The 26,592-nt window shown below is 70.2% G+C and carries 19 protein-coding genes; 11 read left to right on the forward strand and 8 right to left on the reverse strand.

Features of this window, described 5'->3' with window-relative positions; genetic code table 11:
• Positions 1 to 105: 105 nt before the first annotated feature.
• Complete coding sequence (locus tag K3A85_RS04485) at positions 106 to 1,755, forward strand: choline dehydrogenase (protein ID WP_225205288.1); 1,650 nt, start codon at positions 106 to 108, stop codon at positions 1,753 to 1,755.
• 66 nt (positions 1,756 to 1,821) lie between these two features.
• Entirely contained in the window at positions 1,822 to 3,045 is a 1,224-nt protein-coding gene (locus K3A85_RS04490; protein ID WP_225205289.1) for an FAD-binding domain-containing protein, read from the forward strand.
• Here K3A85_RS04490 and K3A85_RS04495 read toward each other — a convergent pair.
• The 4 genes from K3A85_RS04495 to K3A85_RS04510 all read right to left on the reverse strand — a co-directional run bounded on the left by K3A85_RS04495 (position 3,042) and on the right by K3A85_RS04510 (position 8,910).
• Positions 3,042 to 3,923 carry an ROK family protein gene (locus K3A85_RS04495; protein ID WP_225205290.1) on the reverse strand — a complete coding sequence of 294 codons (882 nt, stop codon included), beginning with the start codon at positions 3,921 to 3,923 and terminating at the stop codon, positions 3,042 to 3,044. The two genes, K3A85_RS04490 and K3A85_RS04495, sit on opposite strands and share 4 nt — an antisense overlap.
• Positions 3,924 to 3,928: 5 nt before the next feature.
• Positions 3,929 to 5,020 carry a glycoside hydrolase family 68 protein gene (locus K3A85_RS04500; protein WP_225205291.1) on the reverse strand — a complete coding sequence of 364 codons (1,092 nt, stop codon included), beginning with the start codon at positions 5,018 to 5,020 and terminating at the stop codon, positions 3,929 to 3,931.
• A 79-nt stretch (positions 5,021 to 5,099) separates the two neighbouring features.
• Positions 5,100 to 7,574, reverse strand: a complete 2,475-nt coding sequence (locus K3A85_RS04505) for a TonB-dependent receptor (protein ID WP_225205292.1) — start codon at positions 7,572 to 7,574, stop codon at positions 5,100 to 5,102.
• Positions 7,575 to 7,863: 289 nt separating this feature from the next.
• Positions 7,864 to 8,910, reverse strand: coding sequence for a LacI family DNA-binding transcriptional regulator (locus tag K3A85_RS04510; RefSeq protein WP_225205293.1), 1,047 nt, complete (start codon positions 8,908 to 8,910; stop codon positions 7,864 to 7,866).
• Positions 8,911 to 9,168: 258 nt separating this feature from the next.
• Between K3A85_RS04510 and K3A85_RS04515 the strand changes: the two genes are divergently transcribed.
• The 3 genes from K3A85_RS04515 to K3A85_RS04525 are packed head-to-tail and all read left to right on the forward strand — an operon-like array spanning position 9,169 to position 14,937.
• Positions 9,169 to 12,297: a response regulator gene (locus K3A85_RS04515; protein ID WP_225205294.1), complete on the forward strand. Its 3,129-nt coding sequence runs from the start codon at positions 9,169 to 9,171 to the stop codon at positions 12,295 to 12,297.
• Positions 12,294 to 13,160, forward strand: a complete 867-nt coding sequence (locus K3A85_RS04520; protein WP_225205295.1) for a CheR family methyltransferase — start codon at positions 12,294 to 12,296, stop codon at positions 13,158 to 13,160. Before K3A85_RS04515 ends, K3A85_RS04520 begins: the two co-directional genes overlap by 4 nt.
• Positions 13,147 to 14,937, forward strand: a complete 1,791-nt coding sequence (locus tag K3A85_RS04525) for a response regulator (protein WP_225205296.1) — start codon at positions 13,147 to 13,149, stop codon at positions 14,935 to 14,937. Before K3A85_RS04520 ends, K3A85_RS04525 begins: the two co-directional genes overlap by 14 nt.
• A gap of 100 nt (positions 14,938 to 15,037) precedes the next feature.
• Here the strand turns inward: K3A85_RS04525 and K3A85_RS04530 are convergent, their stop codons facing one another.
• Positions 15,038 to 16,336 (reverse strand): nucleotide sugar dehydrogenase, encoded by a 1,299-nt coding sequence (locus tag K3A85_RS04530; protein ID WP_225205297.1) that lies wholly within the window; start codon positions 16,334 to 16,336, stop codon positions 15,038 to 15,040.
• 196 nt (positions 16,337 to 16,532) lie between these two features.
• Here K3A85_RS04530 and bioB point away from each other — a divergent pair, with 196 nt between their 5' ends.
• From bioB to K3A85_RS04550, 4 genes are read left to right on the forward strand one after another with little or no spacing between them, the layout of a single operon-like run.
• Positions 16,533 to 17,615: a biotin synthase BioB gene (gene bioB, locus K3A85_RS04535; RefSeq protein WP_225205298.1), complete on the forward strand. Its 1,083-nt coding sequence runs from the start codon at positions 16,533 to 16,535 to the stop codon at positions 17,613 to 17,615.
• Positions 17,612 to 18,775, forward strand: coding sequence for an 8-amino-7-oxononanoate synthase (locus K3A85_RS04540; RefSeq protein ID WP_225205299.1), 1,164 nt, complete (start codon positions 17,612 to 17,614; stop codon positions 18,773 to 18,775). The genes bioB and K3A85_RS04540 overlap by 4 nt, the downstream gene beginning before the upstream one ends.
• Positions 18,772 to 19,392, forward strand: coding sequence for a dethiobiotin synthase (bioD, locus tag K3A85_RS04545; RefSeq protein WP_225205300.1), 621 nt, complete (start codon positions 18,772 to 18,774; stop codon positions 19,390 to 19,392). The genes K3A85_RS04540 and bioD overlap by 4 nt, the downstream gene beginning before the upstream one ends.
• Entirely contained in the window at positions 19,392 to 20,642 is a 1,251-nt protein-coding gene (locus K3A85_RS04550; RefSeq protein ID WP_225205301.1) for an adenosylmethionine--8-amino-7-oxononanoate transaminase, read from the forward strand. Before bioD ends, K3A85_RS04550 begins: the two co-directional genes overlap by 1 nt.
• A gap of 38 nt (positions 20,643 to 20,680) precedes the next feature.
• Here the strand turns inward: K3A85_RS04550 and K3A85_RS04555 are convergent, their stop codons facing one another.
• A complete protein-coding gene (locus tag K3A85_RS04555) occupies positions 20,681 to 21,364 on the reverse strand; it encodes a peptidylprolyl isomerase (RefSeq protein WP_225205302.1) in 684 nt (227 codons plus the stop codon).
• A gap of 149 nt (positions 21,365 to 21,513) precedes the next feature.
• Here K3A85_RS04555 and K3A85_RS04560 point away from each other — a divergent pair, with 149 nt between their 5' ends.
• Entirely contained in the window at positions 21,514 to 23,457 is a 1,944-nt protein-coding gene (locus K3A85_RS04560) for a methyl-accepting chemotaxis protein (RefSeq protein WP_225205303.1), read from the forward strand.
• Between the two features lie 72 nt (positions 23,458 to 23,529).
• A complete protein-coding gene (locus tag K3A85_RS04565; RefSeq protein WP_225205304.1) occupies positions 23,530 to 23,880 on the forward strand; it encodes an energy transducer TonB in 351 nt (116 codons plus the stop codon).
• 21 nt (positions 23,881 to 23,901) lie between these two features.
• Here K3A85_RS04565 and K3A85_RS04570 read toward each other — a convergent pair whose 3' ends face one another.
• Both K3A85_RS04570 and K3A85_RS04575 read right to left on the reverse strand, forming a co-directional pair.
• A complete protein-coding gene (locus tag K3A85_RS04570; RefSeq protein WP_225205305.1) occupies positions 23,902 to 24,942 on the reverse strand; it encodes an alcohol dehydrogenase family protein in 1,041 nt (346 codons plus the stop codon).
• A gap of 14 nt (positions 24,943 to 24,956) precedes the next feature.
• Positions 24,957 to 26,588, reverse strand: coding sequence for an acyl-CoA synthetase (locus tag K3A85_RS04575; protein ID WP_404822889.1), 1,632 nt, complete (start codon positions 26,586 to 26,588; stop codon positions 24,957 to 24,959).
• Between the last annotated feature and the right edge of the window lie 4 nt (positions 26,589 to 26,592).

Below are 26,592 nucleotides of genomic sequence, written 5' to 3' on the forward strand. Positions count from 1 at the left end.
GTTGCGTGAAATTTCCGTCAGGTTTGCATGACCGCTCGTGCGGCTTGCAATCGGAATTCCGTTTACTTACCCCTCTGTCAACAAGAGTTGGAATGGGATGAGAAGATGCCAGAGGGCGCGTTCGACTATATCGTGATCGGTGCGGGCAGCGCGGGGTCGGTGCTCGCCGCGCGGCTGAGCGAGGATGCGCAGGCGCGCGTGCTGCTGCTCGAGGCGGGCGGCGCGAACACGTCGGTGCTGGTGCGCATGCCGGCCGGCGTCGGCTCGCTGATCAAGCAGAAGAGCAAGCACAACTGGGGCTTCTGGAGCGAGCCCGAACCGTTCATGGACAACCGCCGGATGTGGCATCCGCGCGGCAAGGGCCTGGGCGGATCGAGCGCGATCAACGGCATGCTCTACGTGCGCGGCCATGCCCGCGACTACGACCAGTGGCGGCAGATGGGCCTGGAAGGCTGGAGCCATGCCGAGGTCATGCCCTATTTCCGCAGGGCCGAGGATTTTCAGGACGGCGCGAACACCTACCATGGGCAGGGCGGGCCGCTGAAGGTCAGCTGGGGCGAGCGGTCCGAACACCCGCTCTACAAGGGCGTGATCGCGGCCGGCGCGCAGGCCGGGCACAAGGTGACCGACGACTTCAACGGCTTCGAGCAGGAAGGCTTCGGCCGCTACCAGCTGACCATCCACGACGGCCAGCGCTGGAGCGCGGCGCGCGGCTACCTCGCCCCGATCGCAGGGCAGCGCGCCAACCTGACGATCGTGACCGGCGCGCGCACGCACCGGGTGATCGTCGAGGACGGCCGGGCGACGGGGGTGGAATACAGCCTCGGTCCGGGCAAGCCGGTGCAGCGGGCGATCGCCACGCGCGAGGTGCTGGTCTGTGCAGGGGCCTTCCAGTCGCCGCAGATCCTCCAGCTTTCGGGAATTGGCGATCCCGAACAGCTTTCGCGGCACGGCATCGCCACGGTCCATGCGCGCAAGGGCGTGGGGCAGAACCTGCAGGACCACCTCGACGTGACGCTCAACTGGGCCTGCACCCAGCCGATCACGCTCTACAACGAGATCAAGGGCCTGCGCATGCTCAAGGTGGGCTTGCAGTATCTGCTGACCGGCAAGGGCGCAGGACGGCAGAACGGGCTCGAGGCGGGGGCCTTCCTCAAGTCGCGGCCCGACCTCGACCGGCCCGACCTGCAGCTGCATTTCGTGCTGGCGATCATGCAGGAGCACGCCAAGGTTTCGGTCAAGCGCGACGGCTTCACCATGCACGTCTGCCAGCTGCGCCCGGAAAGCCGGGGCACGGTCTCGCTCGGCTCGGCCGATCCTTATGCCGACCCCGCGATCCTGTGCAACTTCATGGCCGCCGAGGAAGACCGCCGCGCGGTGCGCGAAGGCGTGCGGATCGCGCGCGAGGTGGTGAACCAGAGCGCGCTCGACCCCTATCGCGGCGAGGAGCTGTGGCCCGGCGCCGAGGTGCAGCGCGACGACGAGATCGACGCCTGGGTGCGCGCGCGCGGCGAGACGATCTACCATCCGGTCGGCACCTGCAGGATGGGCGTGGCGAGCGATCCGCTGGCGGTGGTCGACAAGGACTGCAAGGTCATCGGGCTCGAAGGCCTGCGCGTGGTCGATGCCTCGGTCATGCCCACGCTGGTCGGCGGCAACACCAATGCGCCCACGATCATGATCGCCGAGAAGATCGCCGACGTGATCCGCGGCCGCGCCCCGCTGGCGCCCGAGGAGGTGCCGGTCGCGGCCTGAGGCGGCCGCGCGCCTGCCCCACGGGCCGGATTGCGGGCGGGCGCGCGGGGTTGCACCAGCACGCGCATGGCCTCGCTCCCCTCGTTCGCCGGCGCCGCGTCCGCGCCCGACTTCGCCGCGCACCCCGTGACCCGCGCCGAGGCGCTGGCGCGCCTGCACGCGTTCCTGCCGCAGGCCGGCGCTGCCTATGCCGCGCGGCGCAACATCGTGTTCGGGCCCGGCCGCCACGACGCGGTCTCGCGCCTGTCGGCGGCGCTGCGGCGGCGGGTTCTGTCCGAGCACGAGGTCGTCGCCGCGGTCCATGCCGCGCATGGCGAAGGCGCCGAGAAGTTCGTCGCCGAAGTGTTCTGGCGGACCTATTTCAAGGGCTGGCTCGAAGCGCGTCCGCAAGTCTGGTCCGACTGGCGCGGCGATCTCCACCGGCTGGACCTGCGGCTGGCGCGCGACGATGCCTTTGCCGCGCGCCATCTCGGCGCCAGCCGGGGCGAAACCGGGATCGACTGCTTCGACCACTGGGTCGGCGAGCTGGAGGCGACCGGATACCTCCACAACTGGGCGCGGATGCAGTTCGCCTCGATCTGGGTGTTCACGCTCGGCCTGCCCTGGCAGCTGGGCGCGCGGTTCTTCCACGACCGGCTGGTCGATGCGGACCCTGCATCGAACACGCTGTCGTGGCGCTGGGTCGCCGGGCTCCACACCCGGGGCAAGGCCTACCTCGCCGATGCCGAACGCATCGCGCGGATGACCAGCGGCCGCTTCGCCCCGCGGGGCCTTGCGACGCAGGCGCGGATCCCGGACGGGCCTGCCGCGCCCGCAGCGCAGCCGGTGCGCTCGCCGCTGCGCGTCGATCGGGCGGCCCCTTGCGTGGTCTGGCTGACCTGCGAGGACCTGTCGCTCGAGCTCGAACCCGCGCTCGCCGACCTGGACGTCCGCGGCGTTGCCGTGCTGGGCGCGGACGGGGCGGGCGCGGTCGACAGGGCGGCGCTGGGCGACGGCATGGCGCGGGCGGTGGCGCGCTGGCACTGCCCCTCGCGAATCTGCGCCTCGGCCGAGGAGCTTGCCGCCTTCGCCGCGGGCGAAGGGGCGCGGCAGGTGGTCACGGGCTTTGCCTGCGTCGGGCCCGCGCTTGAAGCCGTGCCCGAGGTCAACCGCGCGCTGCGCCGCGAAGGGCTGGCGCTGGCCGAGCACCGCCGCAGTTGGGACGAGCGCGCCTGGCCGCACGCGACCAAGGGCTTCTTCTCGATGAAGCAGCGCATCCCCGCGCTGCTCTCCGCAGCCGGGATTGGTTAAGCCAGGGCGTCGAGCGCGAGCGCCAGCGCGCCGAGCGGGCCCGCGCGGTCGCCGAGCGCGGGCGGGGCGATGCGGAGTTCCGCGCCGGCGGGGTCGATGAACGGCAGGTAGCCGGCGAGGCTGGCGACGACCTGCGCGCGCACCGCGGGCAACAGGCCCGGCCGCGCGGTGCCGACGCCGCCGCCGATCAAGACCGCTTCGACCGAGGTGACGAGGAACAGCGTCGCGATCGCGTCGGCAAGTTCGGCGGCGACCTCGGCCCAGCCGGGGTGGTCGTCGGGGATCTGCGCGCCGTCCATGCCGAAGCGCGCGGCGAGCGCAGGGCCGCTGACCAGCCCTTCGAGGCAGTCGCCGTGGAACGGGCAGGCGCCGGCGAAGAGGTCGCCCGCGGCGCGGCGCACGCGGATGTGGCCGAGTTCGGGGTGCATCGCCCCGTGGAGCGGCTTGCCGTCGATGACGATGCCGCCGCCGACGCCGGTGCCGATGGTGATGTAGCACAGGTTCGCGAAGCCGTGCGCCGCGCCCGCGCCCCAGCGGTACTCGGCGAGCGCCGCGCCGTTGACGTCGGTGTCGATCGCGGCCGGGCAGTCGAGGCCGTCGCGCAAGCCGGCGAGAATCGGCGCGCCGCTCCAGTTCGGCTTGGGGGTGGGCAGCATGGTGCCGCGCGAAAGGTCGAGCGGTCCGAACGAAGCGATGCCGAGCGCGGCGAGCGGGCGGTCCTCGTGCCATTGGCGAAGGCGCGCGTTCGCCTCGGCGAGCGTCGCCGTGGGCGTCTGCGTCGGCAGCGCGACCTGCTCGACGATGTCGCGGCCATCGGCGAGCACGAGGATCGTCTTGGTGCCGCCGAGCTCGACGCCGGCGATACGGGGCTGTGCCATCGTCTTCAGTCCTGCCTCAGCGCGGCGCTCGCACCGTCCAGCGCGAGATGGAGGAACGGGGCGAAGGTCGCGCCGAACCGGCGTACATCGCCGCCGCCCCAGTTGTCGACGAAACTCGTCACCGAAAGATCGGGCAGGACCATCCAGCTATAGGCCTGCGCCGGCGCCTCGGGAGGATTGGCGAAGACGAGGCCGCTGCCGTTGAGCGGCTGCCACGGGCCTTCGACCGAGGGCGCGACCATCCCGTAGAGCCCGGTCGGGCCGACCGGCCCCGCAGGATCGAACACGTGCGCCTGGGTCGACCAGAACAGGTAGACCCGGCCGCCGTGCGCGACGAGGTGGGGCCGTTCGAGCTCGTTGTTGAGCCCGTCGGCCGAGACGATCGGAGGCACCAGGCGCCAGTCCTCGGGAGTCTCCGCCGCCGCCCAGGCGGCGCCGACGACGCCGTTGAAGGCGCTCGGCGATCCGGCGAGCGAGGCCGCGAAGGTCAGCCAGTGGCGGCCGCATTCGTCGCGGAAGTAGGACGGATCGCGCCAGGCCTTGATCGTGCCGATCCCGCCGCCCGCGGTGGTCGGCATGTAGTGCGCCGGGTCGAGCGGCACGATCTCGGCAAGGTCGCGCCAGGCGGTGCAGCGACCGTCCGCGCCAAGCGTGGCGCGCGCGCGGAACATCCGCTGCTCGAAGCTGAGCGCAGGCTCGCCGCGGCGCCCGGCGGCGGTGAAGTAGAGCGTCAGCGCGCCGTCCGGTTCGGCGATGGCGCTGCCCGACCATTCGCGGCTGCCGGGCGAGAAGCCGTCGGGCATCGCCGGGCCAAGTTCGCGCCAGGCGCCATCGGCCGCGCGGCGAAACAGCGTGATGCGGGCATGGCCGTGGCGCTCGTCGGGATCGGGAAAGCGCGGTGCGGCGAGCGCCATCCACACTTGCGCGCCATCGGCGAGGGTGAAGGGATGGCCGTCGCGGCGCTGGACCGGCCAGGCGTCCCACACGTCGGTGGTGTCGGAGACGCGGACGATGTCGCGCTCGGCGATCAGCGGCGCGGGATCGCCGGCGCGGATGGCATCGAGGTGACGGGCGCGCCAGGGAGAGGGTGCGGGCACGGCGGCTCCTGCCTGATGATCGGTGATCGCGAGAACCGGCAGGCGCCGCCCCGGGGGAGGCGACGCCTGCGGGCAGGGCTCAGAAGGTGTACTTGACCGAGGCCGAGATCGTGCGACCGTTGATCGCGCGGGCGCGGACGTAGTTGGTCGCGTTGTTGGTGATCGACCCTTCTTCCGCCTCGGTGAAGCCGGTCGCGTTGAACAGGTTGTTGGCGTTGAGCGAGACTTCGACGTTTTCGACCGGGCGGACGTTCACGAAGGCGTTGACCTGGGCATAGGCGGGGAACACCAGGTCGTTGTTGTCCTGGGCATAGGCCTTGGTCGTGCCGATCACGTTGAACCCGACCCGGGCGACGTCGAAGTCGAGCGCGGGGGTGAACTGGTAGATCAGGTTGGCCTGGCGGCGCGGGCGGTTGCCTTCGTTGGCCGGGCTGATCGCGTCCTTGCTGATCTTGGCGTCGGTCCAGGTGGCGCTGGCGCGCAGGTCGAACACGCCCTGGCGGTAGGCGCCTTCGAGCTCGACGCCGGTCGCCTTGTAGACGCGGCTGAAGAAGCGCTGGCTGGTCGCCTCGTAGTTCTGTTCCTGCGTCTTGGCGTGGAAGCCGGTGACGAACAGCGCGAACGGACCCGAGCGCAGCTTCACGCCCAGTTCGTACTGGTTGACGAAGTTGATCGCGTCCTGGCGGCGGACCGAACCGTCGGGCTGGACCAGGCCGAACAGCAGGCGATCGGCATTGGCGCGGCCGCCGCGGCTGGCGCGGGCGAAGACGGCGAGGTCGTTGCTGACGCGGTAGTTCGCGCCGATCGACCACGAGGTGTAGTGGACGTCGTAGTTCACCGGCGAGGCGGCGCCGTTGTTCATCACCGACACGCTCTTTTCGACCGGGTCGATCACGCCGTTCTGGTTGACGTCGAGCACCGACTGCACCGCGCCTGCATAGTCGCCGCGCGCCTTGACGCTGTCGTAGCGGATCGAGGCGTCGAGGTTGACCGGGCCGACCTGCGCGCTGAACGCGGCGTAGGGCGCGATGATGTCGTAATCGACGTTGTAGCTGCGGGTGCAGCAGTTGCCCCAGAAGGGGACGCCATAGGCATAGAGACCCTTGGACGAGAGAACCTGGCCCGTGGCGTTGTCGACGACGTCGAGCAGCGCGGCGTTGTGGCCCTTCACTTCCATCAGGAAGCTGTCCCACACCCAGTCCATGTCGATCGACTGGCGGGCATTGTACAGACCGGCGGTCAGCGAATAATCGCCGAAGGTCTTGGTCAGCTTGAGGTCGTTGGTGAACCCGCCGAAATCGTTGATGTCGACGTTGAACAGGTGGACGCGCATGGCAAGGCCGTTGGCGCCGCCGGTGAAGGCCGAACCGGCATTGGGGCCGGTGGCGTACTTGAGCGAGTAGGCGCCCGTCGCGCCGCCCGAGAAGCTGCCGTTGGCAAGGTAGTTGCCGGTGCTGTCGGCGATGCCCTGCGCCGAGCCGATCTCGGCCGGGAAGGGCGAGACGAAGTTGCCCTTGACCGACTGGTAGCGGAAGCGCTCTTCGAGCTTCAGCCCGTCGGCCACGTCGAACACCGCCTCGAGCCCGACTGCATTGACCAGCGGGTGCATGCCGTCCTTGAGGTCGGTGGTGCGGCGGTTGTTCTGGCCGTCGAGGCCGAAGGCGCTGGTGAAGTAGGCGCTCTGGATCGTGTCCGACTTGATGTCGAAGCCGTCGATCGAGCCGAACTTGGGATCGCTGTTGGTTCCGGTGACCAGCGTCGGCATCGGCAGGTAGCTGATCGCGCGGTCGTCGAGGTGCTTGAAGTACAGGCGGACGTAGCCCGCATCGAACTTGCGCGTCAGGTTCGCCTTGATCTGGTAGCCCTGGTTGGCGGTGTAGCCGGCATCGCGCGGGCCATTGCCCGAACGCCAGAAGCCGCCGACGTTGAACGTGGTCTTGTCGTCGATGTGGCCGCCGTAATCGAAATCGAGGCGGTAGTCGCGATAGTCGACGCCGGCGGTCGCCATGACCACGCCGCCGTCCTTTTCGCCGGTGTTCGAGATGAAGTTGATCACGCCGCCCGGCGCGTTCGAGGCGAGGGTGGAGGCGCTGCCGCCGCGCACCGCCTGGATCGAGGCGATGGTCTGGTCGGCGCGCAGGAAGATGTCGGCGTTGCCGAACGCGATGTCGCCGAACTGCATGACGGGCATGCCGTCTTCCTGCAGCTGGAGGAACTTGGCGCCGCCGGAGGCGACCGGCAGGCCGCGCACGGCGATGTTGGCATTGCCGTCGCCGCCGGTCGATTCGGAGCGGATGCCTGGGATCGAGCGGAAGATTTCGGCGGTGGTGCGGGGCGCGGCCTGCGCGATGGCGTCGGCGCCAAGCGAGGAGACCGAGACCGAGCTGTCGAGCTTGTTCACCGCGCGCGGCTGCGCGGTGACGACGATTTCGTCGAGGCCGAGCGGATCGGCTTTGGCGTCCGCCGCCGTTTCATCTGCGGGAGCGGATTGGGCAAAAGCCGGCGCGGCGAGCGCGCACAGGGCAACGGACGCAGTGAGCAAAACACGCTTCATGACAAACCTCCCATGCTGCCCGGACAGGGCATTGGCGGCCGTCGGACGGACCGCTCAGACAGCGCCGCTAGACCTCTCGGCAAACGATTGCAAGGCCAAATCAGCAAACGATTGCGAATGACCTTGATCGTGCCCCTCGGGGCAGCCGGCCCATATAGCTGGCAGAAACGGGGCGGAGCACTGGCGGAGCGCGGCGCTCTTTCGGCGGGACGGGCTGGCGGGACGGGACGGGGGGCGCGGCGCGGTCTTGCGCGGGCGGACCTGGCGTCGGGGGCGGCGGGCGCGCCGCTCAGCTCGAGCCGCGCTCGACCAGGCGGGGTTCGAGCAGCACCGAGGCGACGTCGGCGCCGGCGATTCGCTGCAGCAGCAGCGCGACCAGCCGGCGCGCGCCTTCGGCGATGTCCTGGCGGACGGTGGTGAGCGGAGGGGTGGCGATCCGCGCGAGCAGGATGTCGTCGAAGCCGACCACCGACATCGCCTCGGGCACGACGATGCCCTGTTCGGCGGCGGCCGAAACGATGCTCATGCCGATGATGTCCGACGCTGCGAACACACCGTCGGGCCGGTTGCCCGCGGCGAAGTAGGCGCTCGCCGCGGCGAAGCTGCTTTCGGGGGTGAGCTGGATCGGCACGATTTCGACCTGCGCGCGCAGGTCGGGCGGCAGCGCGGCAAGGAAACCCTGCTCGCGCGCGGCGAATTCGGGCGCCTCGACGTTGCCGAAGAAGGCCAGCCGCCGCCGCCCGCGCGCCAGCAGGTGCTCGGCCGCAAGCGCGCCGCCGGCGACGTTGTCGGTGCCGACGGTAAGGTAGGGCAGGTCGGTGCCGTGCGCGCCCCATACCACGAGATTGCGGTAGTGGCGGCCGACCGCATCGAGCACCGCGCCCTGGTTCGACTGGCCGATCACGATAACGCCGTCGGTGCGGCCCGAGCGGACGAAATCGTCGAGCCAGTTCGCGCGCCCGGGAAGCACGCGCGACATCAGCAGGTCGTAGCCGTGTTCGGCCAGTTCGTCGGCGAGATGGCCGAGCATCGCGCTGAAGAAAGGATCGGACAGGTGCTGTCCACGATCGTGGCCGAGCGGCAGCAGCACGCCGATCGCGCCGGTGCGGCCGAGCCGCAGGTTCTGCGCCGCGACGTTGAGCCGAAAGCCGTGCTCGTCGGCCAGCGCGCGCACGCGCTCGCGGGTCTTTTCGTTGAGGGTGCCCTTGCCGGTCAGCGCGCGCGAGATCGTCGAGACCGAGACGCCGGCGATGCGGGCGAGGTCGGCGATGCTCCGGACTTCGGCCTTTGGCGGCCGGACTTCGGACTTTTGCGGACTGGGCCCCTTCGCGTTCACGGCGCACCCTTGTTGCTGAAGATTGCCCGGGATCGCTCCCGTGCTGCAGTGCAGCTAGCATGACTAGTGGCTGTCCGATCAAGAATTTATTGCCATTTTTCCCAAGCGGGTTCGCGCAAGCCAAAAAGGGCGCGCGGCTGCCGGTGAGAAGGCGCAGGGAACCAACCGCGGCGCCGGACGTTGCCGGCCGAAATACGACCCGGTCTGCGCTGATCACGCCGGAAACGCTCCGGCGTTTGTCACGGCAGAAGGATGACGATGCTCACTACGCGAGGACTTGCCGCTCGCTCGCTGCTCAATCTGGCGCTGGTCCTGCTGCTTGCCGCGACGTTCGCCGCCGACCTTGTGCTTCCGCTGGGGACGGCGGTCTGGGTGATCTATCTGGTCCCCACGGTGCTGGCGTTCCTGTCGGACCGGCCGTGGGTGCCTGTCGCCTCGGCCCTCGTCGCGACGGCCCTGACCATCGTCGGCTTCCATTTCGCCCCCGCCGGGATCGACCCCTCGGTGGCGATCGTCAATCGCTCGCTGGCGACGATCGTCGAGATCGCGCTCGCCGGGCTCGGCGCGCTGTTCATCCGCTATCGCAACGAGGCGATTCGCCAGCAGTGGCTGCGCGACGGCGAGGCCGGCCTTGCCAACGCCATCGCCGGCGAACAGTCGCTCGACGATCTCGGCCGGGCGGCGCTCGCCTATCTGATCGACCGCACCGGCGCGCGCGCAGGCGTGCAGTTCGTGCGCGAGGGCGACGGCTTCCGGCGCCTCGCGGCGATCGGCGTGCCCGAGGCGCTTGCTCCGGCGGCGCGGCTCGGCCACGATGACGGATTGGCCGGACGCGCGATCGCCGAGCGACGCGCGATCGTGCTCGACCGGCTGCCCGAAGGCTACTTCCGGTTCGGCTCAGCGCTTGGCGACGGGTCGCCCGAGCGCCTGCTGATCGGGATCAGCGAAGTCGACGGCACGGTCAACAGCGTGGTCGAACTCGCGCTCGGCGCCGATCGCGCTGGATCCGGCGGCGAAGATCCGGTGGCGCTGCTGCAACTCGTCCGGCGCCAGCTCGGCCTGGCGATCCGCTCGGCCAAGTATCGCGCGCAGCTCCAGGCGCTGCTCGCCGAGACGCAGCAGCAGGCCGAGGAACTGCAGGCGCAGAGCGAGGAGCTGCGCGCCAACAACGACGAGCTCGAGGCGCAGACCCGCGCGCTGCAACTGGCGCAGGGCGAGCTCGAGCAGCAGCAGGCCGAGCTGGAACGCAGCAACGTCCAGCTCGAGGAACAGACCCGGTCGCTCGAGGCGCAGCGCGACGAGCTGTCGCGCGCGCAGACCGCGCTCAAGGCGCAGGCGGGCGAGCTCGAGCTCGCGAGCCGCTACAAGAGCGAATTCCTCGCCAACATGAGCCACGAACTGCGCACCCCGCTCAATTCGCTGCTGATCATGGCGCGGCTGCTGGGCGACAACCGCAAGGGCAACCTCGACGAGGAGCAGGTCCGCTTCGCCCGCACGATCGAGACCTCGGGCAACGATCTTCTCACGCTGATCAACGACATCCTCGACATCTCGAAGATCGAGGCGGGGCGGCTCGAACTGCAACCGCGAAGGGTGCGGATCGCGCCCTTGGTCGAGAAGATCGCGCAAGGCTTCCGCGCCTCGGCCGAGACCAAGGGCCTCGCGCTCGAGGTCGAGATCGCCGCAGGTGCGCCGGCCGAGATCGAGACCGATCCGCAGCGGCTCGAACAGGTGCTCAAGAACTTCCTCGCCAATGCGATCAAGTTCACCGAGCGCGGCGAAGTGGCGATCGTCGTCGCGCCGCAGGACAACCACCGCATCGCCTTTGCCGTGCGCGACACCGGCCCCGGCATCGACCCCGACAAGCAGGACACGATCTTCGAGGCCTTCCGCCAGGCCGACGGCACGATCAGCCGCAAGTACGGCGGAACCGGGCTCGGCCTGTCGATCTCGCGCGAGCTGGCGCGGCTGCTGGGCGGGGGCATCGCGCTCGATTCGGCGCCGGGGCGGGGCAGCACCTTCACGCTCGACCTGCCGGCGGCGTTCGATCCTGCCGCGGTCCTGCCGCCCCCGCCGCCGCCTGCTGCTGCGCGGCCTGCGCCGCCAAGGCCGGCTGCGGCGGCGGTGCCGGCGCAGTCTGCGCAGGCGGAGCCTGCAAGGGCCCACGCCGAGGACGACCGCGAGGTGCTGTCGGGCGATGCGCGTGTGATCCTGGTGGTCGAGGACGACCCGGTCTTCGCCGGCATCCTGCGCGACCTCGCCCACGAGATGGGCTTCCAGTGCCTGCTCGCCGGGACGGCCGACGAGGGCGCGCTGATGGCGCGGCAATACGTGCCCCACGCGGTGATCCTCGACATGAACCTGCCCGACCACACCGGGCTTTCCGTCCTCGACCGGATCAAGCGCGACACGCGCACGCGGCACATCCCGGTCCATGTCGTGTCGGTCGACGACGACACGCTGGCGGCGCTGTCGAACGGCGCGGTCGGCTACCTGCTCAAGCCGGTGCGGCGCGAGGCGCTGGTGGGCATGCTCGAGGGGCTCGAGGCGAAGATGGAGCAGCGCCTGCGGCGGGTGCTGGTGGTCGAGGACGACGTGGCGCAGGCCGAAAGCGTGCGCCACCTGCTCGCCTCGCGCGAGGTCGAGACGATCGAGGCGCACAGCGCCGCCTCGTGCCTCGAGAAGCTCGGCGCCGAGACCTTCGACTGCATGGTGCTCGACCTCAACCTGCCCGACATGCCCGGGCTCGACCTGCTCGAGCGGCTGAGCAGCGACGAGAGCGTCGGCTTCCCGCCGGTGATCGTCTATACCGGCCGCGACCTTTCCGCCGAGGAGGAGCTGCGGCTGCGGCGCTATTCCAAGTCGATCATCGTCAAGGGCGCGAAGAGCCCCGAACGGCTGCTCGACGAGGTGACGCTGTTCCTCCACCAGGTCGTCGCCGACCTGCCCGAGCCGCAGCAGAAGCTGCTGGCCAAGGCGCTGACCCGCGATGCGGCGCTCGAAGGGCGCCAGATCCTGATCGTCGAGGACGACATCCGCAACGTCTATGCGCTGACCAGCGTGCTCGAGCCGCACGGCGCGCGGGTGCGGATCGCGCGCAACGGGCTCGAGGCGCTTGCCGAACTGGACAAGGTGGCGCGCGGCGAGGCGCTGCCGGTCGACGTGGTGCTGATGGACGTGATGATGCCCGAGATGGACGGGCTGACCGCCACGCGCGAGATCCGCAAGCAGCCGCGCTGGCGCGACCTGCCGGTGATCGCGCTGACCGCCAAGGCGATGGCGCGCGACCAGCAGGACTGCCTCGATGCGGGGGCCAACGACTATCTCGCCAAGCCGCTCGACGTCGACAAGCTGCTGTCGCTGGTGCGCGTGTGGATGCCGCGATGAGCGATGCCGCCGCGCTTGCGACCGAGGACATCGAGCTCGACCTGCTGCTCGAGGCGATCTGGCGGCGCTACCAGTACGACTTCCGCAACTATGCCCGCGATTCGCTGCGCCGGCGGATGGACCGGGCGCGCGCGCACTTCGGCTGCGCGACGCTGTCCGAGCTGCAGGACCGGGTGCTGCACGATCCCGAGGTCCACCCCGCGCTGATGGGGTTCCTGACCATCCAGGTCAGCGAGATGTTCCGCGATCCGGCCTATTACCGCGCATTGCGCGAGCACGTCGTGCCGCACTTGCGCACCTGGCCCTCGCTCAAGGTGTGGGTGGCGGGGTGCGCCAACGGCGAGGAGTTCTGGTCGCTGGCGATCCTGTTCCGCGAGGCGGGGCTCGAGGAGCGGACGATCTTCTACTGCACCGACATCAATCCGGCCGCGCTCGAGAAGGCGAAGGCGGGGATCTACGAGCTCGAGCGCATCCCCGACTTCACCCGCAACCATCGCGCCTCGGGCGCGCCGGGGTCGTTGTCGGACTACTATACCGCTGCGTTCGGGGCGGCGCGGTTCGACCCGACGCTGCGCCGCCGCGCGGTCTTTGCCGACCACAACCTCGCCAGCGACGAGGTCTTTTCCGAAGTGCAGCTGGTGTCGAGCCGCAACGTGCTGATCTACTTCGACCGGCAGTTGCAGGACCGCGCGCTGGGACTGTTTGCGAGCTCGCTCGCCCGCGGCGGGTTCCTCGGCCTGGGATCGCGCGAGACCTTGCGCTTCTCGCGCCATTCGGCGCTGTTCGCCGACTTCGTCCCGCAGGAAAAGGTCTTCCGGCGCACGGCCGCGCCCTGGGTGGAGGCGAGCGATGCGCCAGCCTGATCCGGTCCGGGTGCTCGCCGTCGACGATGTCGAGGAGAACCTGCGCGCGCTCGAGGCGCTGCTCGCGCAGGACGGGATCGAGGTGGTCAAGGCCCGCAGCGGGTTCGAGGCGCTCGAGCTGTTGCTGCGCGAGGACTTCGCGCTCGCGCTGCTCGACGTGATGATGCCGGGCATGGACGGCTTCGAGCTGGCCGAACTGATGCGCGGGATCGAGCGGACGCGCGCGGTGCCGATCATCTTCCTGACCGCGCTCGCCACCGACGAGCGGCGGCGCTTCCGCGGCTTCGAGGCAGGCGCGGTCGACTACCTGCTCAAGCCGGTCGACCCGGTGGTGCTGGCGGGCAAGGTCGGGGTCTTCGCCGAGCTTGCGCGGCAACGCCAGGAGCTCGCCCGCCAGCGCGACGAACTCGGGCTGGTGCTCGCGCGGCTGCGGGCGCACAGCGACAACTCGCCGCTCGCGATCATCGAGATCGACGCCGACCTGCGGGTGATCACCTGGACCCGGTCGACCGAGCGGATGACCGGCTTTGCCCGGGGCGACGTGGTCGGCGTGTCGCTGCGGCAGGTGCCGTGGCTGGCCGAGGACGGGCGCGCGCGCTTCGTCGCGGCGATGCAGGCGCTGCTCGACCGCGGCGAGGCGAGCGAGACTCTGCAGCACCCGCTGCTGCGCGCCGACGGCGTGGCGATCGACGGCGAATGGTACTGCTCGTCGCTGACCGAGGCGGGCGGGCGCGGCACGCTGGCGCTGCAGGTGCTCGACGTGACCGAGCGGCGGCGCGCCGAGGAAACGCAGGCGCTGCTCGTCGGCGAGCTGAACCACCGGGTCAAGAACTCGCTGGCTACGGTCCAGGCCATCGCGACGCAGAGCGTGCGCCATGCCGCTTCGCCCGAGGATTTCCTCAGCACCTTCACCGGGCGGCTGCAGGCGCTGGCGCGGGCGCATTCGCTGCTGAGCGCGGCGACCTGGGAAGGCGCGAGCGTCGGCCGGCTGGTCGAGGAGCAGCTGGCGCTGGGCGCGATCGCTCCCGAGCGGCTGGTCGCTTCGGGTCCCGAGGTCCAGCTGGCGCCCGAGCCGGCGCTGCGGCTGGCGCTGGTGTTCCACGAACTGGTGACCAACGCGATCAAGTACGGCGCGCTGTCCGAAGCGGGCGGGCGGGTCGAGCTCGGCTGGCAGACGCAGGCGGGCAACCTCGTGCTGTCGTGGCGCGAAAGCGGCGGCCCGCCAGTGCGCAAGCCGACGCGCGCGGGCTTCGGCACGCGGTTGATCGAATCGAGCCTCGGCGGAAGCGCCGTTGCCGACTTCGCCGCGGGAGGCCTGTCGTGGACGCTGACCATGCCGCTCGGCCGGGGCGCATCCTGCGCGGTGCCGCAGCCGCGCGCGCCGCGTGGCGCGGTCGCGCCGGGCACGGCGTCCTTGGCAGGGCGCCGCATCCTCGTGGTCGAGGACGAGCCGCTGGTGGCGATGGAGCTCGAGATGCTGCTCGAGGACGCCGGCGCTACGCCGCTGGGCCCGGTCGGCACCTGCGCCGAGGCGATCGAGGCCATCGCCGGCCTTCGCCCCGACATCGCGCTGCTCGACGGCAACCTGCGCGGCGAGCGGGTCGACACGGTCGCCGCCGCGTTCGAGGCGGCGGGGATCGGCTTCGCTTTCGTCAGCGGCTACGGCCGCGAGCACCTGCCGCACGCGTTCCGCGACAAGCCGGTGGTGACCAAGCCGTTCGACGCCGCGCAACTGCTCGACATCGCCGGCCGGCTCGCTGCCCTGATCGAAGCCTGATCGGGCGGGAACCGCAGCGCCGCCGGTGCATTGCCATCAGACGTGAGCGCATGATGAAACCTGGGGTGACGGCTCTTTTCGAGCCATCGCCCCTTTTTCGTCACAGGCTCCAGTACCGGACGCCCGACGGCAGCGCGCCGGGGTGGAGCAGCGACTTGACGTCGACCAGCACGCCATCGGGGCGCAGCATCGCGGCGAGCCGTTCCACCGGCAGTTCGACGAAGGCCTTGTGCGAGACCGCCAGGATCAGCGCGTCGCATTCGGCCAGCGCGTCGACCGGCGAAAGGGCGATGCCGAATTCGTGGCGCGCGGCGGCGGGATCGGCGAGCGGGTCGTGGACCAGCGGTTCGATCCCGAACTCGCGCAGTTCGCGCACGATGTCCTCGACCTTGGAATTGCGGATGTCCGGCACGTTCTCCTTGAACGTCAGGCCGAGGATGCCGACCCGCGCCTGCGCCAGCGGACGCCCCGCGAGCGCCATCATCTTGACCGTGCGCTGCGCGACGTAGCTGCCCATGCCGTCGTTGATCCGGCGCCCGGCGAGGATCACCTGGGGATGGTAGCCGAGCTGCTCGGCCTTGGCGGTGAGGTAGTAGGGATCGACCCCAATGCAGTGGCCGCCGACGAGGCCGGGGTAGAAGCGCAGGAAGTTCCACTTGGTGCCGGCCGCGGCCAGCACCTCGCTGGTGCGGATGCCGACGAGGTCGCAGATCTTCGAGATTTCGTTCATCAACGCGATGTTGATGTCGCGCTGGGTGTTCTCGATCACCTTCGAGGCTTCGGCGACCTTGATCGAGCTCGCCTTGTGGATCCCGGCGGTGACGACCGAGCCGTAGAGCGCGGCAAGCGTGTCGAGCGTTTCGGCGTCCTGGCCCGAGACGACCTTGACGATCTTCTCGAAGGGATGGTCCTTGTCGCCGGGATTGATGCGCTCGGGGCTGTAGCCGAGCTTGAAGTCGACGCCGCTGGAAAGGCCCGAGACCTGCTCGATGATCGGGGCGCAGACTTCCTCGGTGGCGCCGGGATAGACGGTCGATTCGAACACCACGATCGTGCCGCGCGCGCCCGAATCGCGCAGCACCTTGCCCACGGTGCGACAGGCGCCGTCGAGCGCGGAGAAATCGGGGCGGCGGCTCTCGTCGACGGGGGTGGGGACGGTGACGATGATCACCGGGCATCCGGCGAGCGCCGAGGGATCGTCGGTGACCTCGAGCGCGCAGGCGGCCAGCTCCTCGGCCGTCACTTCGTTGGTGTAGTCGATCCCTTCGCGCAGCGTCGCGATGCGGTGCGCGCTGATGTCGAAGCCGACCACGCGATACTTGCGCGCGAAGCTGACCGCGAGGGGCAGGCCGACATAGCCGAGGCCGACGACACCGATCGATTCGACGGGCTTGTTCACGAGACCCCGATTCCCCCTCATTGGTCCTTGCCACGCTGTCTAGCGGATCAGGGCCCTGCCACGCCATTCCTTCGATAGCTTTAATCCGCGCCCCTTTGCCCAATCCGACCGAGGGACCGGGAAACATTTTTACGCAAGCATGGCCGCATCTTTTGGATTAAGGGCGCGGTGAATCGCTGATTGCAGGGAGATGACAATGTCCGACACCGCCACGCTTTCCGCCCCGGAGGCTGTCGTCGCTCCTGCCGTGCGCGCCGCTGTCCGCAACGACTGGACGCGCGAGGAGATCGCGGCGCTGTTCGACCTGCCGTTCACCGAGCTGGTATTCCGCGCGGCCGAAGTTCATCGCGCGCACCACCGCGCGGGCGAGGTGCAGCTGTGCACGCTGCTGTCGATCAAGACCGGCGGCTGCCCCGAGGACTGCGGCTACTGCTCGCAGTCGGTCAAGGCCGACAGCGGCGTTGCGGCGACCAAGCTGATGGACGTGCAGGCGGTGCTGCAGTCGGCGGCGCAGGCGCGCGACGCCGGTTCCAAGCGCTTCTGCATGGGCGCGGCCTGGCGCAACCCCAAGGACCGCGACATGCCCGCGATCGTGGCGATGGTGAAGGGCGTGCGCGAGATGGGGATGGAGACCTGCATGACGCTGGGGATGCTGACCCCGGCGCAGGCCGAGCAACTCGCCGAGGCCGGGCTCGACTACTACAACCACAACATCGACACTTCGCCCGAACGCTATGGCGAGGTGATCACCACGCGCAGCTTCGCCGACCGTCTCGACACGCTGGCGACCGTGCGCAACGCCGGGATCAACGTCTGTTCGGGCGGCATCGTCGGGATGGGCGAGACCCGCGCCGACCGCGTCGGCTTCGTCCACGCGCTAGCGACGCTCGAGCAGCATCCCGAGAGCGTGCCGGTAAACGCGCTGGTGCCGATCAAGGGGACCGTGCTGGGCGACATGCTCGCCGACACGCCGCTCGCCAAGATCGACGACATCGAGTTCGTGCGCACGGTGGCAGTGGCGCGCATCACCATGCCGCTGTCGATGGTGCGCTTGTCGGCGGGCCGCGAGAGCATGAGCGAGGCGACGCAGGCCCTGTGCTTCATGGCCGGCGCCAATTCGATCTTCACCGGCGACAAGCTGCTCACCGCGGCCAATGCCGGCGACGACGCCGACGCCGCGATGTTCGCGCGCCTCGGCCTCAGGCCGATGGAAGGCGAGGAACCGCTGCGGGCGATCAAGCAGCAGGTCGGCGGCTGCTCGGGCGGATGCGCCGCATGATCGTGCAGGAGGCCGGGGCGGAGACGCTTCCCGCCTCCGCCCTGTGGCAGGCGCACGAGGCCGACCTTGCCGCGCTCGGCGAACGCTCGCGGTTGCGCGCGCTGGCGCCGCGCAAGGGCATCGACTTTGCGTCGAACGACTATCTCGCGATGTCGTCCTCGCCACGCCTCGCCCAGGCCGTGCGCGACGCGATCGCGCGCGGCGTGCCGCTGGGTTCGGGCGGATCGCGCCTGCTGCGCGGCAACGATCCCGAGCACGAGGCGCTCGAAGCCGAAGCCGCGGCCTTCTTCGGCAGCGAGGCGGCGCTGTTCTTTTCGGCCGGCTATGCGGCCAATGCCGCGCTGCTTTCGACCCTGCCCCAGCGCGGCGACCTGATCGTCCACGACGAGCTGGTCCACGCCTCGATGCACGAAGGGTTGCGGCTGACGCGCGCGACCGCGGTATCGGCGCCGCACAACGATCCGCAAGGGTTCGACGAGGCAGCACGCGAATGGCGCGCGGCGGGCCACACCGGACGCATCTGGCTGGCGTTCGAGACGCTCTATTCGATGGACGGCGACATCGCCCCGATCGATGATTTCGCGGCCGTCGCGCAGCGCCACGACGCCATCATGTTCATCGACGAGGCGCATGCCACCGGCGTGTTCGGGCGCGACGGGCGCGGCGTTGCCGGGCACCTCGAGGGCCGGCCCGACACGATCGTGCTGCGCACCTGCGGCAAGGCGCTGGGCTGCGAGGGCGCGCTGGTGCTGGGGCCGCGGGTGGTGCGCGACTTCCTGGTCAACCGCGGCCGTGCCTTCATCTTCTCGACCGCGCCTTCGCCGCTGGTCTGCGCCGCGGTGCGCGAGGCGATCCGCATGCTGCCCGGCGAGCCCGAGCGGCGCGCGCGGCTGGCGGCGCTGGTACGCCATGCCGAGGCCCGGCTCGCTCCGCTGGGCGTGGAGGCCAGCGGGTCGCAGATCCTGCCGCTGATCCTGCACGACGATGCGCGGACGATGGCGGTGGCCGAGCGGCTGCGGCTGGCCGGCTTCGACGTGCGCGGCATCCGCCCCCCGACGGTGCCGCAAGGGACCAGCCGGCTGCGCATCTCGCTGACGCTCAATGCAACAACGGACGATGTCGACGCGCTCGCGGCGACACTGGAGGAGGCCCTGACGTGACGCGCTTCGTGGTGACCGGAACCGATACGGGAATCGGCAAGACGGTGTTTTCGGCAGCCCTGACCGGGGCGATCGGCGCCCATTACTGGAAGCCGATCCAGTCGGGCCGCGACGACGGCGCAGACCACGACGCGGTGATCGAGCTGGGCGGGGTTCCGGCGGAACGCGTGCTGCCCGAGGCCTATTTCCTCGAAACCCCGTGCTCGCCGCATCGCGCAGCCGAGATCGATGGCGTGGCGATCGACCTTGCCCGGCTCGCGCTGCCCGAGGTCGCGCCGCTGGTCGTCGAAGGCGCGGGCGGCGCGCTGGTGCCGGTGACGCGCAGCACGACCTATGCCGATGTCTTTGCCTGGTGGAACATCCCCGCGATCATCGTCGCGCGCACCAGCCTCGGCACGATCAATCACACCCTGATGACGATCGAGGCGCTGCGCGCGCGCGCCGTGCCGATCCACGGCGTCGCCTTCGTCGGCGACGAGGTGGCGGACAGCCAGGCGACGATCTGCGCGATGGGTGGCGTGCGGCAGCTCGGCCGGCTGCCGCGGCTCGAGACGCTGACGCGCGCCAGCCTCGCCGCCGCCTTTGCCGGGGCCTTCGCGCTCGCGGACTTTTCCTGATGGCCTCGCCGGTCTGGCATCCGTTCACCCAGCACGGGCTGCAGGAGCCGGTGCCGCTGGTCACCCACGCGCAGGGCGCAGCTCTCCACACCGCCGACGGGCGCCGGGTGATCGACGCGATCTCGAGCTGGTGGGTGACCACGCACGGCCATTGCCATCCGCGGATCATGGCCGCGGTGCGGGCGCAGACCGAGAAACTCGACCAGCTGATCTTCGCCGGCTGGACGCACGAGCCGGCCGAGCAGGTCGCCGCGGGCCTTGTCGAGATCATGCCGTGCGAGCTGACGCGGGTGTTCTTCTCGGACAGCGGCTCGACCTGCGTCGAAGTCGCGCTGAAGATGGCGCTGGGCTACTGGTCCAACCGCGGATCGGACCGGCAGCGCATTCTCGTGATGGAGCATAGCTACCACGGCGACACCATCGGCGCGATGTCGATCGGCGAGCGCGGCGTGTTCAACAAGCCCTACGAGCCGCTGCTGTTCGACGTCGGCACGATCCCGTTCCCCACCGGCGACGGCGCGGCGACGCTCGAGGCGCTGGAGACGGCGTGCCGGTCCGGCGCCGCAGCATTCATCGTCGAGCCGCTGCTGCTCGGCGCCGGGGGCATGCTGGTCTATTCGCCGGACCTGCTGCGCAGCATGGCCGAGATCTGCCGCCGCCACGACGTGCTGTTCATTGCCGACGAGGTGATGACCGGCTGGGGCCGCACCGGCACCCTGCTTGCCTGCGAGCAGGCGGGCGTGGTGCCCGACATCCTGTGCCTCGCCAAGGGGCTGACCGGCGGTTCGATGCCGCTGGCGGTGACGATGGCGCGCGAGGAGATCTTCATGGCGCACTGGTCGACCGACCGCGCGAAGATGTTCTACCATTCGTCGAGCTATACCGCGAACCCGATCGCGTGCGCCGCGGCGGTCGCCAACCTCGCGATCTGGCGCGAGGAGCCGGTGCGCGAGCGCATCGCGGCGCTGGGCGCGCGCCAGCAGGCGATGCTCGACCGGCTGGCGCAGGTGCCGGGACTCGTCCGCCCGCGGCGCTGCGGCACGGTCGCGGCGATCGACGTCGAGGCGCGCGACGGCGGCTACCTCTCGAACCTCGCGCCCCGGCTGATGGCGCTGTTCCGCGAGGCGGACGTGCTGCTGCGCCCGCTGGGCAACACGATCTACGTGATGCCGCCGTACTGCCTCGACGAGGCCGACCACGCACAGATCGAGGCGGCGATCGTGCGCGGCGTGGAGGCGGTCAGGGCCTAGCGCAGGCTGAGGGCCGGCGGGCGATCAGGGGAAGGCGATCAGGGGCTGGCGGGCGCGGGTGCCGGCGTGCGGCGCACCGTCAGCACCTTGACCGGCTTCTCGATCATCTGGCCCTTGAGCCCGCCTTCGCCGGCGGTGGGCGAGATCGGCGCGTCCCAGATCCGGCGCACCACGTCCATCCCTTCGACGACCTGGCCGAACACGGCATAGCCCGCCTGCGTCTCGGGATCGGTGGCCTGCGGATTGGCGTCGAGCCCGGTCATGTCCGAGACCATGATCGAGAAGTCGGCCGTGGCCGTGCCCGGAGCGAAGCGCGCCATCGAGATCGCGCCCGCCTTGTGGGTGAGGCCGGTCTGGCTGGTCGGCTCGTGGGCGATGGGCTTGAGCACCTTGCGCGGATCACCGCGCAGCCCGGCCTGGATGAGGCCGTTGGGCGGCGTGCCCCAATCGAGGTGCATCGAGCGATAGAACGCGATCCCGTCGAAACGGCGCAGATCGACATAGCGCAGGAAATTGGCGGTGCTGACCGGCGCGTGCTTGCCGTCGAGGTCGATCACGATCGGGCCGAGCTCGGTGGTCAGGGTGACGCGGACCGTATCGGCGAGCGCGGCGGCCGGCGGGGGAACGGGCGGCGCGGCGGGGGCTCGTGGCGCTCCGCGCGGCGCGGCGGCGGTGGTCAGCAGGAGCAGGGGCAGGGCGGCGAGGACGATTCGGCGGTGCATGGCCGCAGTCTGCCGATCGCGCGGGGTTTGCCAAGGCTCCCGCGCAATTGGTTAATTCTGGACCAAGCAGAGTCCCGCAGTAGGGCGCTTACCGATCGCTGATCCGGCCCAGCCTACTGACAGCAAACGCTTTCGGGGCTGGAGACTGCATGATTCGCTTTCATATTTCGGCCAAGCTCATCTCCGCCTTCGCGCTGCTTCTGGCGGTGATGACGGGCATGGGCCTTTTCGCGATCGACCAGATGGCCCAGGTCAACCAGGCCTCGACCGAGCTGCGCGGCCGCTGGCTGCCCGCCGCGCAGAACCTCGGCGACATCCACGCCTATATCTCCCAGTACCGGATCAAGCAGACCGACCTCGTCGCCGCCCCTTCGGCGCGCACCGAAAAGCTGACGCGCAACGCCGAGGCGGTGATCGAGGGGCTGATCGCCGACTACGGCAAGCTCGGCATCGGTGGCGACCAGAAGGCGGCGTTCGACCAGTTCGCCACCGCCTGGCAGGCCTATGCCGCGAAAAGCGAAGTCCTGCTGCAGAAGGCCCGCGCCGGCGATCCCGCCGCCCGAGAGATGCTCGACGGCGAACTGCTCGATTCGTTCTATTCGCTCGAGGATTCGGTGCTCCAGGTCATCGACCTGAACAGCAAGGGCGCCTCGGCGGTGTCGGCGCACAGCGACGTGCTCTTCGCTCGCTCGCGCACGTTCATGTTCGCCGCGATCGGCGCGGGCCTTGCCAGCGCGATCGTGCTGCTGGTGCTGCTGATGCAGAACATCGCGCGACCGCTCAACCGGATGAGCGACGCGGTCGCGCGGCTGGTCGCCGGCGATCTCGCGGTCGCGCTCCCGGGGCTCGCCCGGAGCGACGAGATCGGCAACCTCGCGCGCGCGCTCGACCGGTTCAAGGACCTGTTCGCGACCGATCATGCCCGGGCCGAGGCCGACAAGGCCCGCGCCGCCGCCACCCAGACCACCATCGAAGCGATCGGCGGCGGGCTTTCGGCGCTCGCTTCGGGCGACCTGCAGTACCGCGTGCCCGAAAACGGCACGGGCGAATTCGCCAAGCTCCATGCCGACTACAACGCCGCGGTTGCGGCGCTGTCGGGCGCGCTCGGCCAGATCGCCGATGGCTGCAACACGATCAAGCTCGGCACCACCGAGATCGCCGCGGCGGCATCGGACCTGTCCGATCGCAGCGAGCAGCAGGCGACCTCGCTGGCCGAGACCGCGCGCACGCTCGCCGAATTCACCGGCACCGTGAAGATCACCGCGGACAACGCGCGCCAGACCAGCGGGCGCCTCGCGGTCGCGCGCGACACGGCCGGGCGGGTCGAGGACATCGCCCGCCGCGCGGTAGAGGCGATGCGCAGCATCGAAGGCTCGTCGCGGCAGATGGCGGAGATCGTCAACGTGATCGACGGCATCGCCTTCCAGACCAACCTGCTCGCGCTCAACGCCGGGGTCGAGGCAGCGCGCGCCGGGGAATCGGGCAAGGGCTTCGCGGTGGTCGCCAACGAAGTCCGCGCGCTCGCCCAGCGTTCGGCGGACGCGGCCAAGGACATCAAGGCGCTGATCGGCACCAGCACCGACCAGGTCGGCGGCGGCGTGTCGCTGGTCGAGAGCAGCGGCGACGCCCTGCGCCAGATCGTGACCGAGGTCGCCGCCGTCTCCAACCTCGTCGAGGAGATCGCCGAGGCGGCGGAGAAGCAGGCCAGCGGCATCTCGGAGATTTCGGCGATGGTCGCGGCGATGGATTCGTTCACCCAGCAGAACGCCGCGATGGTCGAGGAAACGTCGGCCGGCACGCGCAACCTCTCGGTCGAGACCGAGAGCCTCGTCGAGCAGGTCGCGCGGTTCCGCGTCGGCGCCGGCAGCGCGGCGCGCGGTTCGAGCGGGTTCCATTCCCCCGTCTCCCACTCTGCCGCCGCCCATTCTGGCGCCGTCCAGCCGTCCGTCGCCCACCCTGCGGTGTCGAACGACCACGAGGCCGAAGCCGCGCCCGCGCCGCGGGCTGTGGCTGCGCCCCGTGCCGCCCCCACGCCGGCCTTCACCGGCAATGCCGCACACCAGCTCGATGCCGAGGACTGGTCGGAGTTCTGAACTTTCCGTCGCTCCCGTCCCGCTCCGTTCCTTTCGTCCCCGCCCACTTCGTCACACTCGAGGAAATCGACCATGATCGGAAAGACCAACAAGATGATCGGCGCGGCGCTCGTCGCCTGCGCGCTGTTCCCGCTTCCCGCCGCCGCGCAGCCGGCCGCCTGGATCGCGCAGGTCGCGCGCGCGATCGCGGCCAAGCAGACTTACCCCCGCACCGCGCAGATGCGCGGCGAGGAAGGCACCGCCAAGGTGAAGGTCTTCGTCTCCGCTGCCGGCGCCGTCGAAAAGACCGAACTCGTCGCGGCGTCGGGCTCGGCCACGCTCGACCGCGAGGCGCTTGCTCTCCCGGCGCGCGCCGGCACGCTGCCGCCGCCCCCGGGCGGCGCCACCGCGGTGACCGTGCCGATCACCTGGAAGCTGCTCTGATTCCCCGGCCCTGCGGTCGGCCTAGTCCGGCCGCAGCACCATCTTGAGCGCGCCCGCCTCGCGCGCCTCGAACATGCGGTAGGCTTCCGCCCCCTGCGACAGCGGGAGACGGTGGCTGATGTAGCGTTCGGGGCGCAGCCGGCCCGCCTGGACCAGCGCGAACAGCGCGGGCAGTTCCTCGGGCACCGAACAGGTGCCGGTGCGGAAGGTGAGCCCGGCAGCGAAGGCCCGCTCGAGCGGGAAGGCGAAGCGCCGCGATTGCTGCACTCCGATCACCGAGACCGTGCCGCGCGGGCGCACCAGCCGCAGCGCGAAATCGACCGTCGCGTCGGCGCCGACGACCTCGACCGCGCAGTCGAGCTTGCGGCCGTGCGTATCCGCCTTGATCCGCTCCATCGCCTCGTCGGGATGGAGCGCGATCGCGCCGGCTTCCTGGGCGAGCTTGCGCCGCTCGGCGATCGGGTCGATCGCATAGACCACGTGCGCGCCCATGACGAAGGCGCTGTCCACCACCATCAGGCCGATCGGCCCCAGCCCGACGACCGCGACGCTCGATCCCGGCGCGATGTCGGCCATGCGCGCGCCGTACCAGGCGGTCGCCATCGCGTCGGTCATCATCAGCGCCTGTTCGGTGTCGATGCCCTCGGGGATCTTCACCGCGTTCATGTCGGCAGCGGGGACGCGCACCGCCTCGGCCTGCGAGCCCTGGAGCTTGGCGGACAGGCCGTAGCAGCCCGACTGGCCATTCTCGCACAAGTTGACCACGCCCGACAGACAGGCGCGGCAGGCGCCGCAGCCGACCGCGGCGGGGATCATCACCTTGTCGCCGCTCTTGAGGCGATGGACGCCGCGGCCCACTTCGACCACTTCGCCGACCGCCTCGTGCCCGACGCAGAAGCCCGTGTCCTCGGAGAAGCCATGGCCGTGGTAGATGTGCAGGTCCGAGCCGCAGATCGAGCAGGCGTCGACCTTGACGATCACGTCGCGGTCGGATTCGAGCACGGGATCGTCCATGCTCTCGTGGCGGATATCGCGGGTGCCGTAGTAGCGCAGCGCCTTCATCGTGTCCGTTTCCCTCAGATCGCGCGGTCGCGGCCGGCCCAGAACGGCTCGCGCAGCTTGCGCTTGAAAATCTTGCCCGAATCCTCGCGCGGCAGGCTATCGGCGAAGTCGATCCGGCGCGGCACCTTGTAGGCGGTGAGCACGCGGCGCAGGTCGGCCTTGAGATCGTCCTCGTGCAACGCGGCGCCCGGCATCGGCTGGACCACCGCCATCACGCTCTCGCCGAATTCCTCGTCGGGGATGCCGAATACCGCACAGTCGGCGACGCCGGGCAGCTTGTGCAGTTCGGCTTCGATCTCTGCCGGATAGATGTTGGCCCCGCCCGAGATGATCATGTCGTTCTTGCGGTCGCACAAGTAGAGGAACCCGTCGGCGTCGAAGTAGCCGACGTCGCCCGGGGTGATCAGCCCGTACTTCTCCATCGCCGCGCGCTTTTCAGGCGCGTTCTGGTAGGTGAACTCGGTGGCGATGCGGCTCTTGCCGATGACTTCGCCGACGGTGCCGGGAGGCACGTCGTTGCCGGCCTCGTCGACCACCCGCAGGTCGACGCCGGGCATGACCCGCCCCACCGAGCCGGGATGCGCGAGCCATTCCTCCGACGTGAGGCTGGTCACGTTGCCCATCTCGGTCGAGCCGTAGTATTCGTTGATCACCGGTCCCCACCATTCGATCATCGCGCGCTTGACCGGCGGCGGGCAGGGCGCGGCGGCGTGGGTGATGAAGCGCAGCGAGGAGAGGTCGTACTTGCGCTTCACCTCGTCGGGCAGGCGCAGCAGGCGGTTGAACATGATCGGCACCATGTTGAGGTGCGTGATCCTCTCGCGTTCGATCAGCGCGAGCAATTCCTCGGCATCGAAGCGCGGGGTCACCACGACGTTGGCGCCGAGCCGGATCGAAAAGGCCGAATGCGCGTTCGGCGCCGAGTGGTAGACCGGGCCGATCACCGCGGTGACCACGCTTTCGGGCGGGGCGCGGCCCTCGATCACGTCCATGTAGCCATAGGAGCGGCCGAGCATCAGCGTGACCGCCTCGGCCTGCTCGGGGGTCGCCGGGGTGCGGCGCACGCCCTTCGGCCGGCCGGTGGTGCCCGAGGTATAGATGATCGAGGCGAGCGGCGGCAGCGGCTCGCCGTCGAACGGGGCCGCGGCGTCGACCAGCGCGCCCCAGACCGGCAGGCCCGGCGGCGGCGCGGTCTCGCCGAGGTGGTAGGCGCTGCGGATTTCGGGCGGGGTCTCGACCACGATCACCTTCAGCCCCTCGGGGATCGCCTCGGCGATCGGCGGCAGCAGGTCGGCGTGGATCAGCATCAGCTTCACCCCGCTGTCGCGCAGCAGGTAGCCCGCCTCGTCCGGCGTGTAGTGCCAGTTGACCGGCACCGGGTAGGCGCCGACGATGCCGGCGGCGAACGAGCCTTCGAAATAGGCGAGGTCGTTGCGCAAGTAGAAGGCGACGCCGTCGCCCGGCCCCACGCCCGCCGCGCGCAGCACGCTCGCCGCCTTGCGCGCCCGCGCATCGAATTGCGCCGGGGTCAGCGTGACATCGCCGCTCTTGATCCAGCCCATCCTCTCTCTCCGGCCTTGCGCCCGCGCCGTGGCGGGTCGTCGTCTGGCGGGGGGCGGCGCGCTTCGCTGCCGCCCCCCTTGCACGATC

This window comes from Novosphingobium huizhouense (assembly GCF_020179475.1).
GTDB lineage: Bacteria > Pseudomonadota > Alphaproteobacteria > Sphingomonadales > Sphingomonadaceae > Novosphingobium > Novosphingobium huizhouense.